Here is a 14,091-nt window from a genome sequence, read left to right as displayed (position 1 = left end):
TCAGGCTCCGCCGGCCGCCAGCATCAGCGCCGCTTCGTCGCCCTGCAGCTTCCACGGCGACTCGGCCGCCTGCTCGCGCAACGCGCGGTGCAGCAGGTAGGCGCGGTTCGGCAGGTGCAGGTCCTCGGGCACGCGCTGGCCGTTGGCGACGTAGAACACGTCGAGTTCGTTGCGCACGGCGACATCCAGCGCCGGCGCGAGCGACGCGGCCTCGTCGACCTTGGTCAGCACGCAGCCGGCCAGGTCCGGCCCCTTGTAGGCGCGCACGACGTCCGCGAGCGTGTCGCCGCGGCAGGTCGAATTGAGCAGCAGCAGACGGCGCACGTCGCCGGCACCGGTCAGCATGGCCGCCTGCTCGGCCACCATCTTGTCGCGCTGGCTCATGCCCATCGTGTCGATCAGCACCATGTGCTTGTTGCGCAGCTCCGCGAGCGTCTGGCGCAGGTCGGCCGCGTCGCGCACCGAGAACACCGGCACGCCGAGGATGCGGCCGTAGATGCGCAGCTGTTCCTGTGCGCCGATGCGGTAGCCGTCGGTCGTGATCAGCGCGAGCCGCTCGGCGCCGTGGCGCACGACACAGCGCGCCGCGAGCTTCGCCGTCGTCGTGGTCTTGCCCACGCCGGTCGGCCCGACCAGCGCATACACGCCACCGCGGTCGATGATGTCCGCATCGGAGGCAACGGCGCGCAAGCCGCGCGCAAGGGCGCTCTTCACCGCGGCACGCGCGTCCTCCGGCGACGCCTCTTCATCCACCGCCTCGGCAAGACGGCGCGCGAGCACGCCCGAGAAACCGGCCTCGAGCAGTTCGCCGACAATGTCGGCGCGCGCGGGCGCACGGCGGCGCGTCTCGCCCCACGCAAAGCCCGCGAGCTGGCGCTCGATCATGCCGCGGATGCCTGCCATTTCCTTCATCAGCTGGACGTTCGCCTCCTGCAGCGAGCGGATGCGCTCGTCCTCGACCTCGCGCACGGGCGCCGCCGGCTTGACCTGCGGTGCAGGCTGCTGCAACGCGGGCTCGGGCGCGACCGGACGGGCCGGCACGTCACCCGCGTCCCAGTCGTCGATCGCATACTCCTCGCTCAGGGACGCCGCACGCGTACGCATCACGTAGTCGGGCGTCTCCATGCGCGGGGGATTGAACGGGCGGATGACCTTGGTCGGCTTGCGCGGAGCGGCCTGCGGCGCGGGCGCCCGGCCCGACAGGCTCACCTGGAAGTCGTCGTCCTCGACCACGGCGGGGCGCGCCGCAACCCGCGGTGCCGCCTGCGGTGCCGGCGCGGCCGCGCGCGGCGAGCCCGGCAGCGCGCCCACGTCGTCCGCCGGCAGGGCCAGGATCTCGACGCCGCCCTCGACCGCACGGTTCGACAGCACGATCGCATCGGCACCGAGCTCGGCCTTCAGGGCACGCAGGGCCTCACGGGCGGAGGGGGCAAAGTAGCGCTTGACGTTCATGGTGGATCTCCCGACTGCCGCGCTCTGTGCGCAGCATGGAAGCGATTATGGTCGGCCGATGCGGGATCGATAGCGTCGAATAGACCGGATTTCCCCCCGCTAATCCGGCCCGCCGCCAACTCAGCGCGCAGCCCCGCCCACCATGGCGGTGACGCGGATCGTGCGCGTCTCCGGCACTTCCGAGTTCGCGATGACCTTGAGCGAAGGCACCGCGCGACGCAGGAAGCGCGACAGCAGCCAGCGCAGCTGCGGCGGCACCAGCAGCACCGGCGGCAGGCCCATGTCCTCCTGCCGCTGCGATATGTCCGCCGTATGGCGCAGCAGGCCGTCGGCGAGACTCGGCTCGATGACGCCGCCATCGCCACCGCCCGACGACATCGCCTGCATGAGGATGCGTTCGAGCGCCGGATCGAGGGCCATGACCTGGATCTCGGCGTTGCCCGGGAACAGGCTCTGCAGGATCGAGCGGCCGAGCGCCTGGCGCACGCGCGAGGTCAGCTCGAGCGGATCCTGGGTGCGCGGCGCGTTCTCGGCGAGCGTCTCGATGATCGTGCGCATGTCGCGGATGTTGACGCCCTCTTCGAGCAGGTTCTGCAGCACGCGCTGCACCGTCGCGACGGACAGCAGGGCGGGCACGAGGTCCTCGACCAGCTTCGGTGTCGTCTTGCTGATGTGGTCGAGCAGCGCCTGCGTCTCCTGGCGCCCGAGAAGCTCCGCCGCGTGGTTCAGGATCAGGTGGTTGAGGTGCGTCGCCACCACCGTGCTCGCATCGACCACGGTGTAGCCCAGCGCATGCGCCTGTTCGCGCTGGCTCGCGTCGATCCAGTAGGCCGGCAGGTCGAAGGCCGGATCGCGCGTCTCGCGGCCTGCGAGCGGCCCGGTCACGCGTCCCGGATTGATCGCGAGGAACTGCCCCGGATAAGCCTCGCCGCTGCCGATCTCCACGCCCTTCAGGGCGATGCGGTAGGCATTGGGCTTGAGCTCCAGGTTGTCGCGGATATGCACCGGCGCCGACAGGAAGCCGACATCCTGCGCGAACTTCTTGCGCAGGCCGCGGATGCGCTTCAGCAGCTCGCCGTCCTGGCCCTTGTCCACCATCGGGATCAGCCGGTAACCGACTTCGAGGCCGAGCACATCGACCGGCGCGACGTCGTTCCAGCTCGCCTCCTGGCTCTCCGCGGCCGGCGCCGCGGCCGCCGCCGGCGGTGCCGCGCGCGCGGCCGCCGCGGCCTCCCTGCGCGCGATGCCAAAGCGGCGCCAGGCGAGCCAGCCGAGCGAACCGGCCATCAGGATGAACACCACGTTCGGCATACCCGGAATCAGGCCCAGCACGCCGATGATCGCCGCGGTGAGCATCAGCACCTGCGGGTTCGAGAACACCTGGGTGAGCACCAGCCCGCCCACGTCCGCCTCGTCGCCGACGCGCGACACGACCATGCCCGCCGCGACCGAAATGATCAGTGCCGGAATCTGCGCGACGAGGCCGTCGCCGATCGTCAGCAGCGTGTAGGTCTCGACCGCCAGGCCCGCCGGCATGTCGTGCTGGACGATGCCGACCATCAGCCCGCCGATGATGTTGATCAGCAGGATCACGATGCCCGCGACCGCGTCGCCGCGCACGAACTTCGACGCACCGTCCATCGCGCCGTAGAAGTCCGCCTCCTGCGCGACCTCCTTGCGCCGGCGCTTCGCCTCCGCCTCGTCCACCAGCCCGGCGTTGAGGTCCGCGTCGATCGCCATCTGCTTGCCGGGCATCGCATCCAGCGTGAAGCGCGCGCTCACTTCGGCAATGCGCCCCGCGCCCTTCGTCACGACGACGAAGTTGATGACGACGAGGATCACGAACACGACGAGGCCGATCGCCGTGTTGCCGCCGACGAGGAAGTGGCCGAAAGCCTCGATGACCTTGCCGGCGGCGTCCGGCCCGGTGTGCCCCTGGAGCAGCACGATACGCGTCGAGGCGACGTTGAGCGCGAGGCGCAGCAGCGTCGTCACCAGCAGCACCGTCGGGAACACCGAGAACTCGAGCGGGCGGCGGGTGTACATCGCCACCAGCATCACCATCACCGACACGGCGATATTGAAGGTGAAGAACACGTCCAGCGCGAACGCCGGCAGCGGCAGCACCATCATGGACAGCACCATGATGATGAAGATCGGCGCACCCAGCATCCGCAGGTTCGTCGGCGTCATCAGCGCGCGCAGGTTGAGGACATCGTTCATTGCCAGCCTCTATCGCTTCGTCCGTTCCGGCCGCCCGTCAGTCGGGCGCGCCGGGGTCCATGTCGGCGGGCACCGGCAGCCTGCCGGGCACCGCGGGCGGAAGTCCGCCGTGAGCCATCCAGTGGTTCAACTGATACACGTAGGCCATCACCTCGGCCACCGCCGTGTACAGCGCACCGGGCACCGCCTGCTCCAGTTCGCAGTGCTTGTACAGCGCACGCGCCAGCGGCGGCGCCTCCAGCATCGGCACCTTGTGTTCCTTCGCCAGTTCGCGGATCTTCAGCGCCAGCTCGCCGCGCCCCTTCGCGACGACGATCGGCGCACGCATCTTGTCCGCGTCGTACTTCAGCGCCACCGAGAAGTGCGTCGGGTTCGTCACCACGACGTCCGCCTTCGGCACCTGCGCCATCATGCGGCGACGCGCCATCTCGCGCTGCATCGCGCGGATGCGCCCCTTCACCTGTGGATCGCCGTCCTGCTCCTTGCTCTCGCGCTTGACCTCTTCCTTGGTCATGCGCAGCTTCTTGTTGTACTGCCACAGCTGGAAGGGCACGTCGATCAGCGCCAGGATCGCCAGCCCCATGATGATCAGCAGCGTCGCGAACAGCACCATCTTCAGGAAGTCGGGCACCGCCGCCTCCACCGTCTCGCCCGTCAGGCCGAAGATATGCTCGTGCTCGCGCCACACCGCGAAAACGCCCATCAACCCGACCACCGCAGCCTTCAGCAGCGACTTCACCAGCTCCGCCAGCCCGTGCATCGAAAACATCCGGCTGACGCCCTGGATGGGGTTCATGCGCTCGAGCTTCAGACCCAGCAAACCCGGCGCGAACACGAAACCGCCCATCAGGATCGGCGCCGCGATCGCCGCGACCATCAGGATCCCGAAGAGCGGCAGCATCGTCAGCAGCGCATCGGTGATCAGGTCACCGAAACCCGCCAGCATCAGCTTCGAGTCGAATGCACGCGCGCGCTCGATCGAGAACCCCGCGCGCAACATGTCCAGGATGCGCCCCGAGATCCATTCCCCCATCATCCATAGCGCACTGACGCCGGCCATCAGCACGAGAAAGGTCGACAGCTCGCGCGACTGCGGAACCTGCCCTTCCTCGCGGGCCTGCTCCAGCCGTCGTGGCGATGGCTGTTCGGTTTTCTCGAGATCGCTGTCTTCGGCCACGGCCGACTCCTTGCCTGCGCGCCGGATGCCGCCCGTTCAGCACGGACGTTCGGCGACGTGCGGCAATTATCGCCGCGCGCCGGCAAGCCCCGCCGCCGGATAAGCGCGGGAAAACAGCCCTATATCGGGAATTGGGAGACCGCAGCCCGAATCGCCGGGCCGCCGTCGGGAAGGCTCAGCGCCCGGCAGGCAGCCTGTCGATGCCGCGGATCACCGTGCCGGCGCCGAGGCCGCGGGAGGCGAACCAGCCCGCATTCATCTCCAGCGCGAAACGCGCCGGCGCCGCGGCACAATGGCTTTCCTCGGACTGCGGCTGCATGTCGGCGATGTTCAGGATGCGGCCGTCGCGATCCATGAACGCCACCGACAGCGGGATCAGCGTGTTCTTCATCCACATGCAGTGGCGCGCATCCTGCGTGAACACGAACACCATCCCGTGCTGCAGCGGCATCGACTTGCGATTCATCAGCCCGAGCTGGCGGGTCGGGTCGGTATGCGCCAGTTCCGCCTCGATCCGGTACATCCCCGCCCCGAGTTCCACCATCGGCAATTCCGCGCGGGCAGCCGGCATACACACGCAAGCCACGGCAGCGATCGCCGCACAACGGCCGAAAGAGGGCGAAAGGATCATTGCCGGCAAAACCTGCAGGAACGAGGAAGCGCGATTCTACCGCGGGTAAGGCACGGCCGCTAAGCGCACCCGGTCCGTCCCGTCCCGGCCCGGCGCGACCTGCCCTGCGCTGCCCCTGCGGGCGCACGCCGACGTTCGCGTTCGGCACCCGGGACACCAAACGCAGCCATGTCGACCTCCTCGCCCCGCCACGCGCCCGGCAACAGCCCCGCGAGCGACCACCCGCCGATCGCAACGCGGATCAGCCGCAGGGTCGGAAAACCCACCTTCGCGGTCATCCTGCGCACCTGCCGGTTCTTCCCCTCGCGCAGCACGATCTCCAGCCACGCCGTCGGCACGCTCTTGCGGAAGCGCACCGGCGGATCCCGCGGCCACAGCCAGTCCGGTTCGGCAATGCAGCGCGCCTCGCATGGCCGCGTCACGAAATCGCCCAGATCCAGCCCCCCGCGCAACCGCGCCAACGCGGCCTCGTCAGGCTCCCCCTCGACCTGCACGACATAAGTCTTGGGCAGCTTGTGGCGCGGATCCGCGATCCGGTGTTGCAGCGCGCCGTCATCGGTCAGGAGCAGCAAGCCCTCGCTGTCGGTATCGAGCCGCCCCGCCGCGTACACGCCCGGCACCGCGATGAAATCCTTCAACGTCGGCCGCCCCGACTCCGCCGTGAACTGGCAGATCACGCCGTAGGGCTTGTTAAGCAGCAGGATTCGCGGCATGGCTCGGGACACGCCACACACGGGCGCATCGTGGGAAGGGTTGGAGAGGCGGGAGAGAGTCTAACGGAAAACGACTGAACGGATCCCGGCCTTCCGCGCCCGCACACACGCCGATGGCCCGTGCTGCGAAGCTCCGCGCCGAGGCGGCCCGGCTGGAGGGGGTGATCGGGGATCTGCTGGGCGCTACCAGAAGGAAGCGCCGATGATGAGGCAGCCGGCCGCCACCGCTGAACGTCTCGCGCTGCAGGCCGAGAAGGATCTCCGTGAGCTGCAGCACAGTCTGGCGCGTGCGCAGGCCGTGAAGGAAATCGCGCCCGGGCTCTCGTCGCGCTACTGATGCCGTCGAAGGGCTCCGCCCAGATCCGCGCCCGCCGCTCTGCGGAGATCGCCGCCCTGGCGCTGCTGGTGGCGCACGAAGGCGAATGGCTGGGCGCCGTGGAGTTGGGCGAGCGGCTGGTGCTGAAGTGGCGGCCCTTGTCGTTCGCCCTGCGACGCCTAGCGAAGCGCGGGGCGATCCTCGAGCGCATCGAGACCTACCGGGGCACGGCTCGGACGAAAGAGGAAAGGCGGCTCTACTGCTTCGCCGGGACCCTCGAGGGGCATGCGCTGCTGCCGGCGGTGCGCGGGGTGACACCCGGAGTCGCGCGGAGGGGGTACGGACGAGACTGGAACGACGACTCACGCGACCTCGAATCCTGGGCCGGGACAAGTTGACAATCTGCAACACACTACTGACGTAGCCAAGTCCGGTGGTTATACTTCTTCTAAGCAATACTATCGCTTATGGCCCGCACCCGCGGGCCTTGTTGCGAGGGCGATAAGTGAGCAAATCCGCTCAATCGAAAGCGGAACCGCTGTAAGACCGCGGTATCTAGGAGTGAGTTAATGACCATCAAGCTACGCAGCCCCGAAGCAGTGCACCAGTTTTGCGGCGTAGTGTCCGACAGTTGCGCGGCAAATCTGACCTTACTGCGCGCCATCGACGATACCGTCGACTGGCTGGCAGATCTCAGTAACGAATCTGCTACCGCAGCAGCGAAGGCAGGTCGCTTTGCGGAACTGATCTGCAAAGCTGAGCCCGAAGAGGAAATCGACCCCGACGACATCACCGCCGACACAATCCTAAAGGCGGAAAATGCAATTGAGCGCTTGATTGAGCAATTTCGCGCGCGTCGCCAATCGGCTGTAGAGGATCGCGAACTTACCGGCGATCACGAGGCATGCATCCTCGATGCCTATGAGCTGGCGATCGAATCGTTTCAACAACTGCACAGCGCGATGACTAGCCTTCGTTGGGCCATCATGGAGCACGATGCAGACCTCGCCCCAGTGAGCGGCCCGTTCGATTCCGTCGAACAGATGCTGTCGATCCTCAAGGCCGAATGAGCCAGTCGCACCAGAACGGCGGCGTCGTCATACGGCGGCTCGCCATGACTGGGCGATTCGAACGGGACTACAAGCGTTTGGATCAGGGTCTTCGGTGTAAGGTCGACGCTGTGCTGCTGAACTTGGTAAAGAATCCTCGCCCTGCAACCCTACGCTTTGAAAAGCTGGGAGGATTCTGCCGTCCCAGCATCTTCACCGTCCACGTTACCCCAAACCATTCTCACAAACTGTCATTTGAGATCGACGGGGACTGTGCGACCCTGCGTCGAATCGGTACTCACAAAGAAATTGACGGCACCCCGTAACCGCCTCTGACACTGGGGGGCGCCGTCGCGACGAGATCCGCGCGGATGTTGGCGTCACGGGAACCCTGCTCGTCCGGGATTGGGCCGACGGGTGCAGTCAGGTGCGACCGGTGCGAATCGCCGACGTGGTTGCGCACACCGGGCTGAGTTCGGAGCGGCCGCTCCTGCCGCGGCTCTTCGAGGGCGGTCCTGCTGCGATCGACACCGAAGGGGGTCTTGCTCCGCGGCTTCGAGATGACCTCCGAGGGAGGGAAGCTCGCGAAGACGACTCAGGAATGGTGGTGTGCGTTTCCGAAATGAGGCGCGGACCACCTACACAGAAGAGCTCCCCTCGCCCTTCAAGCGTTTTTGCTTTGTAGGGCTGGATGTTGGTACAAACAAAAATCGCGCTATAAGGCTCGATTTTATTGACCATCTGGCGGAGGCGGTGAGATTCGAACTCACGAACGGTTGCCCGTTGCCGGTTTTCAAGACCGGTGCAATCGACCACTCTGCCACACCTCCGGGAGCGGCGGAGTATATCACCCCGCCCCCACCTGTCATCCCCGCTCGAACAGCGCGACCGACTCGACATGCGAGGTCTGCGGGAACATGTTGGCGATGCCCGCACCCCGCAGCACGTAGCCTTTCTCATGCACCAGCACCGCCGCATCGCGTGCGAGCGTCGCGGGATTGCACGACACATAGACGATGCGCCGCGGCATCTGCTGCGCGCTCAGCGCCTTCACCACGGCGATCGCGCCTTCGCGCGGCGGGTCGATCAGCAGCTTGTCGAGCCGGCCGAGCGCCGCCAGGCTGTCCTCGGTCGCCTCGAAGAGATTGGCCGCGTAGAACTCCGTGCGCTCCGCCAGGCCGTTGCGCCGTGCATTCTTCAGCGCCCGTGCGACCAGCGCGTCGCTACCCTCGACACCGATCACGTGCGCCCCGCACCGCGCAATCGGCAGGCTGAAGTTGCCCAGGCCGCAGAACAGGTCCGCGATGCGCTCGCCCGGGAGCGGATCGAGCAGTTGCATGGAACGGCGGATCAGCAAGCGGTTGATGTCGACGTTCACCTGCGTGAAATCGGTCGGCAGGAAATCCAGCGTCACGTCGAATTCGGGCAAGGCGTACGCGAGCCCCGGCGCCTTCTTCGGATGCAGCGGCTTGGCCGTCGCCGGGCTGCCCGGCTGCTGCCACACCTGCACGCCATGCGCATCGGCAAACGCGGCGAGGCGCGCAATGTCCTGCGGCGTGAACGGCAGCAGGTTGCGGAACACCAATACTGTCGTCCCCTCGCTCACGGCGATCTCGATCTGCGGCAAACGGTCGGGGATCGACAGCGCTGCGACCAGTTCGTGCAAAGCCGGCAGCAGTGCCGACACATGCGCGGGCAGGACCGCGCAGCTCTGCATGTCCGCGATGTAGCTGCTGCGCCGCTCGTGGAAACCGATCAGCACGCCGCCCTTGGACGGCACCATGCGCACGCCGATGCGGGCGCGGTAGCGATACCCCCAGGCGGACCCGTGAATCGCCGGATACACGACTTCCGGCGTGACCTTGGCGATGTGCCACAGCGCGTCCTCGAGCACGCGCTGCTTGACGGCCGCCTGTGCCACAGAATCGAAATGCTGCATCGAGCAGCCGCCGCACACGCCGTAATGCGGACAACGCGGCACGACGCGCTGCCCGCTGGGCTTGAGCACGCGCTCGAGTTCGGCCAGATCGTAGCTCGGACGCTGGCGCACCACCTTGTATTCGACCGTCTCGCCGGGCAGTGCACCATCGATGAACACCGCCTTGCCCTCGACGCGGGTGAATCCGCGCCCTTCATGGTCCAGTGATTCGATGACCGCAACAGGCATGCAACTTCCGCCCAAAGGACGTAATTCTACCGACTCGCAGAACGCTTTACGCGCCGGACCTATAATTGCCTCGACCGTTCGACAGCGATGCAGAACCCAGCCTTCCCCAACACGCATACGGGTCCGGATCATGGATGCCCCACACGAACAATCCTTCGACAGCTATGGCGGATATCGTGCAGCCCTCTTCGATGCCCTGGAGCATGCGCAGCAGACGGTGATCCTTTTCGACCCTGATCTGCGCGAATGCGGCCTGGAAAGCCGGGCGGGCATCGCACACCTGGAGCGCCTGTGCTCCCGGGCCACCCGCCGCGACGCGCTGCGCATCCTCCTGCACTCCGCCGCCTGGCTCGAGAAGGAATGTCCGCGCCTCACCCGCCTGCTCGGCCACTATGCGCATTGCGCCAGCGTCCGCACCACCAACGCCTCCGCCCGGACGTGGAGCCAGCCCTTCCTCCTCGCCGACGACAACCTTCTCGTGACGCGATTCCACCAGGACCTTCCGCGGGGAAAGGCCATCACCGACGGATCAGGCGCCCATGCCCATCTCGCCCTGCAGTTCGAGGCATCCTGGCTGACCGCCGACACCAGCACCATCGGCACGCCCCTTGGCATTTGAGCTATGGTTTTTCCTTATTGCGTTGCACCAAGAAACTATTGGCACGCCAGCATGACATGCTAGAATTCTTCGAGGTTCGCAAGCCGGGTATGCATTCTGATCCGGCCGGTCGTAACTGGTCATCCCACCTAGCCCCGAAAGAAAGGACATCGAACATGAAACAGTCGCTCCTCGTTGCTTCCCTGCTCGCCCTCGCCGTTGCCGCCTGCGGCAAGCCGGCTGAAGCACCGAAGGCCGAAGCCCCCGCCGCTGCTCCGGCAGCGCCCGCTGCCGCTCCGGCCGCCCCGGCTCAGGAAGCTGCCGCCCCGGCCGCCGCTGCCCCCGCTGCTGCTGCTCCGGCTCAGGAAGCCGCTCCGGCCGCTCCGGCTGCAGCCCCCGCCGAAGCTCCGAAGGACGGCGCGCAGAAGTAATCTCGCTGATTCAGCGACGCAAAAAAGCCGGCCCGAGGGCCGGCTTTTTGTTGCCTTCGCGGTCCATGCATTCAGGCACTGCGAACTGCCGTGCCTGAATACAGGCCGCCGCTTGCGAGCGCGATGGGCTCGCAAGCAGCGTGCCGACTTCCTTCAGCGCAGCTGTTCCTGCAGCAGACCCAGGATCTTGCGCGCGGTCTCGGACGAATCCTCACCGCCCTCGCGAGTGATGACGCTGACGACCGACTTGTCACCCTCGCCCCGCACGCGCAGACGGTATTCGCCCCCCTTCTGCACAACCTGCTCGTTGCTGCGCCAGAACGCGAGCTTGGAGAGGATGCCCTCGGACTTCTTCGTCTGCACGTCCGCATCCGGGTCGACATAGCGGACGAAGTACATCCCCTTCGAGCGATCGCGGTCTTCGACCGTAAACCCGATCCGGTCGAGCGCCAGACCGACGCGGCGCCATCCGCGATCGAAGGACTCGTCCAGCACCAGCGACACGTTGCTGCCCGTCGCCGCCTTGAGGGAGGCACGCTCGGCCGCCGGAGTCGCCGCCACGATCGCCGCAGCGCGCTCTTCCGCCGCGCCCAGCTTGACCATCAGGCGACGCAGCATTTCAGCCTCGAGTTCCGGATCGGCCGGCCGCGGCTGCCAGACGGTGGTGTCCTTGGCCTCGTTGGGATAGATCTCCATCATGCCGCGATGGCTGACGTAGATTTCCACGGTGTTGGGATCCTTGCCCGCCTCGAGGCGCGTGCGGAACTTGTCGCGCACCGGCGTCGAGAACACACCGTCCAGCACCTTGCCCAACGCCGAACGGATGAAGTCCTGCGGAATCTTCGCGCGATCTTCGGCCCAGTCGGTCTCCATCACGCCCACTTCAGGCCGCTCGACGTTGAGGACGAAACCGGTCTCGAGCCAGAAGTCCTTGACCTTCGGCCACAGAACCGCCGGCGAGCCCTGCACCACGAGCCAGCGCTGACTGCCGGCCCGCTCCACGTGCATGCTCTGCACGGCGGGCAGCACCTGCGCCTGGCCTGCGACGGGCTGGGGCTGGGCGCGATCGTTCGCGTAGGCCGAGTAGGTGGCCACGCCCTTCGGCGAGACATCCGGCACCACGTAGCGGTCGTCGCGCGTGGGCGCCGTGAGGTCCGGCGGAATTTCGAGCGTCGGCAGCTGCTTGGCGCTCTTGTAGTCGATCTTCTTGGATTCGATGAGGGAGCCGGAACAACCCGACAGGACGATGGCCGCGCCGCACAGCGAGGCCGCAGTACGCAAGGTACGATTCATGAGTTTCGGTAATTCCAGGAAAGAATCAGACGTTCACGCCGGCACGACGCATCGCCGCACGCACACGCTCGTGCAGGCCTTCGGACAGCGGCGTGAGCGGCAGGCGGATACCGGACTGGACCAGGCCCATCTGCTCGACCGCCCACTTCACCGGAATCGGGTTGGCCTCGCAGAACAGGTCGCGATGCAGTCCGACCAGACGCGCGTTGATCTCGCGCGCCCTGATCGCGTCGCCCGCAATCGCGGCAGCACACATCTCGTGCATCGCGCGCGGCGCGACGTTGGCTGTCACCGAGATCGCGCCATGCCCGCCCAGCAGCAGGAAGGCCATGCCGGTCATGTCGTCGCCGGTATACAGCGCGAAGCCCTTCGGCGCGCGCTCGATCAGGTCGCAGGCCCGGTCGATGCTGCCGGTCGCGTCCTTGATGCCGACGATGTTGGGGATCTGAGCCAGACGCAGCGTCGTGTCGTTGGACAGGTCCGCCACCGTGCGCCCCGGCACGTTGTAGAGGATCAGCGGCAGTTCGACCGCCTCGGCGATCGAGCGGTAGTGGCGGTACAGGCCTTCCTGCGTGGGCTTGTTGTAGTAAGGCACCACCGAAAGGTGCGCCACGGCACCCGCCTTCTGCGCAAAGCGGGTGAGCTCGATGGCCTCGGCCGTCGAGTTCGCGCCGGTGCCGGCGATCACGGGAATGCGTCCGGCCGCGTGTTCGACCGCGACGCGGATCAGCTCGCAGTGCTCCTCGACGGTCACCGTGGGCGACTCGCCGGTCGTCCCGACGATGACGATACCGTCGGTTCCCTCGGCAATATGGAAGTCGATCAAGGCGCGCAGGCGCGGAATGTCCAGGCTGCCATCTCCGTTCATCGGGGTGACGATGGCGACAATCGATCCGGTAATCATGAAAGCGGCCGAAAATTAAAAGAACCGATTCTACCTGATCGACGCCGGACAACCAGTGGCTTACTCGCGAGACCGCCTGCACAAGTCGGCGCGGCCCGCCCGATCCGGTACGGGCGCGCGCCGAATCCGCCATCAAAGGTCGGCAAGCGCCTTGACGTGCGCGACGACCGAACGCGCGAGCGACGACAGCGAGTAGCCGCCCTCGAGTATGGACACGATGTTCTTGTGCCCGCACTCCTCGGCGACAGCCTTGACCTGCTGGGTCACCCACACGTAGTCGGACTCCACCAGCCCGACCGAGCCCATGTCGTCCTCGTAGTGCGCGTCGAAACCCGCCGAGATGAAGATCATCTGCGGCTTGTGCTCGCGCAGTGCCGGTATCCAGCGCTCGGTGACGATGCTGCGGAAGGCATCGCCGCGCGTCCCGGCCGGCACCGGCACGTTCACCATGTTGGGCGCCGTACAGTCCGCTCCGCTGTACGGATAGAACGGATGCTGGAAGATACTCACCATGAGCACCCGCGGGTCGTCGCGGAACGCGTCTTCCGTCCCGTTGCCGTGGTGGACGTCGAAATCGACGATCGCCACGCGTTCCAGCCCGTGGGCCTCGACCGCATGGCGCGCGGCGATGGCCACGTTGTTCAGGAAGCAGAACCCCATCGCCTTGCCGCGTTCGGCATGATGTCCGGGCGGACGCACGGCACAAAAGGCGTTCTCGATCTCGCCCTTGAGCACGAGGTCGGTCGCGAACACGCCGGCGCCCGCAGAGCGCAGCGCCGCCTTCATCGTTCCCGGGCTCATCGCGGTATCCGGATCCAGGTGCCGGATGCCGTGCTCGGGCACGCTGGCGTTCAGTTCCGCGAGGTAGTTGGCCGGATGCACCCGGACGATCTGCTCCTCGGTGGCCAGCGGCGCATCGTAGAACGACAGGTACAGATCAAGGCCCGCGGCGATCATGCGGTCGTTGATGGCCGCAAGTCGGTCGGGACACTCCGGATGGAAAGTCCCCATGTCGTGCAGCCAGCAATCGCGGTGCGTGATGAACGCAGTCGTCGTCATACCCCCCCTCTCTCACGTGCGGTTGAACCTTCCCGCATCCCTGACTTCAAATCGGCGCGCCACTTTGGGCGCAGCCTG

At 66.7% G+C, this 14,091-nt stretch carries 14 protein-coding genes and 1 tRNA gene; 5 read left to right on the top strand and 10 right to left on the bottom strand.

The genetic code is table 11. From position 1 onward, the window contains the following. The 5 genes from flhF to GPA22_RS15975 all read right to left on the bottom strand — a co-directional run bounded on the left by flhF (position 1) and on the right by GPA22_RS15975 (position 6,196). The gene (gene flhF, locus GPA22_RS15995; RefSeq protein WP_169257056.1) at positions 1 to 1,452 is read right to left on the bottom strand and encodes a flagellar biosynthesis GTPase FlhF; all 1,452 of its coding nucleotides are present in this window, start codon (positions 1,450 to 1,452) and stop codon (positions 1 to 3) included. A gap of 120 nt (positions 1,453 to 1,572) precedes the next feature. Next, the gene (flhA, locus tag GPA22_RS15990) at positions 1,573 to 3,675 is read right to left on the bottom strand and encodes a flagellar biosynthesis protein FlhA (protein ID WP_169257055.1); all 2,103 of its coding nucleotides are present in this window, start codon (positions 3,673 to 3,675) and stop codon (positions 1,573 to 1,575) included. 37 nt (positions 3,676 to 3,712) lie between these two features. Continuing rightward, on the bottom strand, positions 3,713 to 4,852 hold the full coding sequence (gene flhB, locus GPA22_RS15985) for a flagellar biosynthesis protein FlhB (RefSeq protein WP_169257054.1): 1,140 nt from the start codon (positions 4,850 to 4,852) through the stop codon (positions 3,713 to 3,715). A 175-nt stretch (positions 4,853 to 5,027) separates the two neighbouring features. Continuing rightward, positions 5,028 to 5,423: a DUF192 domain-containing protein gene (locus GPA22_RS15980; protein ID WP_246264440.1), complete on the bottom strand. Its 396-nt coding sequence runs from the start codon at positions 5,421 to 5,423 to the stop codon at positions 5,028 to 5,030. 119 nt (positions 5,424 to 5,542) lie between these two features. After that, entirely contained in the window at positions 5,543 to 6,196 is a 654-nt protein-coding gene (locus GPA22_RS15975) for an rRNA large subunit pseudouridine synthase E (protein WP_169257052.1), read from the bottom strand. Between the two features lie 202 nt (positions 6,197 to 6,398). Between GPA22_RS15975 and GPA22_RS22965 the strand changes: the two genes are divergently transcribed. From GPA22_RS22965 to GPA22_RS15965, 3 genes are all read left to right on the top strand, one after another. After that, a complete protein-coding gene (locus tag GPA22_RS22965; RefSeq protein WP_281374145.1) occupies positions 6,399 to 6,533 on the top strand; it encodes a hypothetical protein in 135 nt (44 codons plus the stop codon). Next, on the top strand, positions 6,533 to 6,910 hold the full coding sequence (locus GPA22_RS15970) for a hypothetical protein (protein ID WP_169257051.1): 378 nt from the start codon (positions 6,533 to 6,535) through the stop codon (positions 6,908 to 6,910). The genes GPA22_RS22965 and GPA22_RS15970 overlap by 1 nt, the downstream gene beginning before the upstream one ends. A 171-nt stretch (positions 6,911 to 7,081) precedes the next feature. Then, positions 7,082 to 7,582, top strand: coding sequence for a hypothetical protein (locus GPA22_RS15965; protein ID WP_169257050.1), 501 nt, complete (start codon positions 7,082 to 7,084; stop codon positions 7,580 to 7,582). Between the two features lie 721 nt (positions 7,583 to 8,303). Here the strand turns inward: GPA22_RS15965 and GPA22_RS15960 are convergent. Together GPA22_RS15960 and rlmD are read right to left on the bottom strand one after the other, a co-directional pair. Next, positions 8,304 to 8,391, bottom strand: a tRNA-Ser gene (locus tag GPA22_RS15960). A 35-nt stretch (positions 8,392 to 8,426) separates the two neighbouring features. After that, positions 8,427 to 9,728, bottom strand: coding sequence for a 23S rRNA (uracil(1939)-C(5))-methyltransferase RlmD (gene rlmD / locus GPA22_RS15955; RefSeq protein WP_169257049.1), 1,302 nt, complete (start codon positions 9,726 to 9,728; stop codon positions 8,427 to 8,429). 130 nt (positions 9,729 to 9,858) lie between these two features. Here rlmD and GPA22_RS15950 point away from each other — a divergent pair, with 130 nt between their 5' ends. Together GPA22_RS15950 and GPA22_RS15945 are read left to right on the top strand one after the other, a co-directional pair. Further along, entirely contained in the window at positions 9,859 to 10,347 is a 489-nt protein-coding gene (locus GPA22_RS15950; RefSeq protein ID WP_169257048.1) for a DUF7931 domain-containing protein, read from the top strand. Positions 10,348 to 10,502: 155 nt separating this feature from the next. Beyond that, a complete protein-coding gene (locus tag GPA22_RS15945) occupies positions 10,503 to 10,757 on the top strand; it encodes a hypothetical protein (RefSeq protein WP_169257047.1) in 255 nt (84 codons plus the stop codon). A gap of 153 nt (positions 10,758 to 10,910) precedes the next feature. Here GPA22_RS15945 and bamC read toward each other — a convergent pair whose 3' ends face one another. From bamC to GPA22_RS15930, 3 genes are all read right to left on the bottom strand, one after another. After that, on the bottom strand, positions 10,911 to 12,050 hold the full coding sequence (gene bamC / locus GPA22_RS15940; protein ID WP_169257046.1) for an outer membrane protein assembly factor BamC: 1,140 nt from the start codon (positions 12,048 to 12,050) through the stop codon (positions 10,911 to 10,913). Positions 12,051 to 12,075: 25 nt separating this feature from the next. Further along, positions 12,076 to 12,954, bottom strand: a complete 879-nt coding sequence (gene dapA, locus GPA22_RS15935) for a 4-hydroxy-tetrahydrodipicolinate synthase (protein ID WP_169257045.1) — start codon at positions 12,952 to 12,954, stop codon at positions 12,076 to 12,078. A gap of 132 nt (positions 12,955 to 13,086) precedes the next feature. Continuing rightward, complete coding sequence (locus GPA22_RS15930) at positions 13,087 to 14,013, bottom strand: histone deacetylase family protein (protein WP_169257044.1); 927 nt, start codon at positions 14,011 to 14,013, stop codon at positions 13,087 to 13,089. Positions 14,014 to 14,091 lie beyond the last annotated feature (78 nt).

Origin of the sequence: Aromatoleum toluvorans (assembly GCF_012910905.1) — a bacterium.
GTDB lineage: Bacteria > Pseudomonadota > Gammaproteobacteria > Burkholderiales > Rhodocyclaceae > Aromatoleum > Aromatoleum toluvorans.
Note: the sequence above shows the minus strand (reverse complement) of the source record. Positions and strands in the feature narration are given on the sequence as shown.

What these genes read in the sequence shown, in the direction of transcription:
- bamC (WP_169257046.1), bottom strand. Translation starts at nt 12,050, where the DNA reads ATGAATCGTACCTTGCGTACTGCGGCCTCGCTGTGCGGCGCGGCCATC.
- flhF (WP_169257056.1), bottom strand. Translation starts at nt 1,452, where the DNA reads ATGAACGTCAAGCGCTACTTTGCCCCCTCCGCCCGTGAGGCCCTGCGT.
- GPA22_RS15930 (WP_169257044.1), bottom strand. Translation starts at nt 14,013, where the DNA reads ATGACGACGACTGCGTTCATCACGCACCGCGATTGCTGGCTGCACGAC.
- GPA22_RS22965 (WP_281374145.1), top strand. Translation starts at nt 6,399, where the DNA reads ATGATGAGGCAGCCGGCCGCCACCGCTGAACGTCTCGCGCTGCAGGCC.
- GPA22_RS15970 (WP_169257051.1), top strand. Translation starts at nt 6,533, where the DNA reads ATGCCGTCGAAGGGCTCCGCCCAGATCCGCGCCCGCCGCTCTGCGGAG.
- GPA22_RS15950 (WP_169257048.1), top strand. Translation starts at nt 9,859, where the DNA reads ATGGATGCCCCACACGAACAATCCTTCGACAGCTATGGCGGATATCGT.
- GPA22_RS15965 (WP_169257050.1), top strand. Translation starts at nt 7,082, where the DNA reads ATGACCATCAAGCTACGCAGCCCCGAAGCAGTGCACCAGTTTTGCGGC.
- GPA22_RS15945 (WP_169257047.1), top strand. Translation starts at nt 10,503, where the DNA reads ATGAAACAGTCGCTCCTCGTTGCTTCCCTGCTCGCCCTCGCCGTTGCC.
- rlmD (WP_169257049.1), bottom strand. Translation starts at nt 9,728, where the DNA reads ATGCCTGTTGCGGTCATCGAATCACTGGACCATGAAGGGCGCGGATTC.
- GPA22_RS15980 (WP_246264440.1), bottom strand. Translation starts at nt 5,423, where the DNA reads ATGCCGGCTGCCCGCGCGGAATTGCCGATGGTGGAACTCGGGGCGGGG.
- flhA (WP_169257055.1), bottom strand. Translation starts at nt 3,675, where the DNA reads ATGAACGATGTCCTCAACCTGCGCGCGCTGATGACGCCGACGAACCTG.
- dapA (WP_169257045.1), bottom strand. Translation starts at nt 12,954, where the DNA reads ATGATTACCGGATCGATTGTCGCCATCGTCACCCCGATGAACGGAGAT.
- GPA22_RS15975 (WP_169257052.1), bottom strand. Translation starts at nt 6,196, where the DNA reads ATGCCGCGAATCCTGCTGCTTAACAAGCCCTACGGCGTGATCTGCCAG.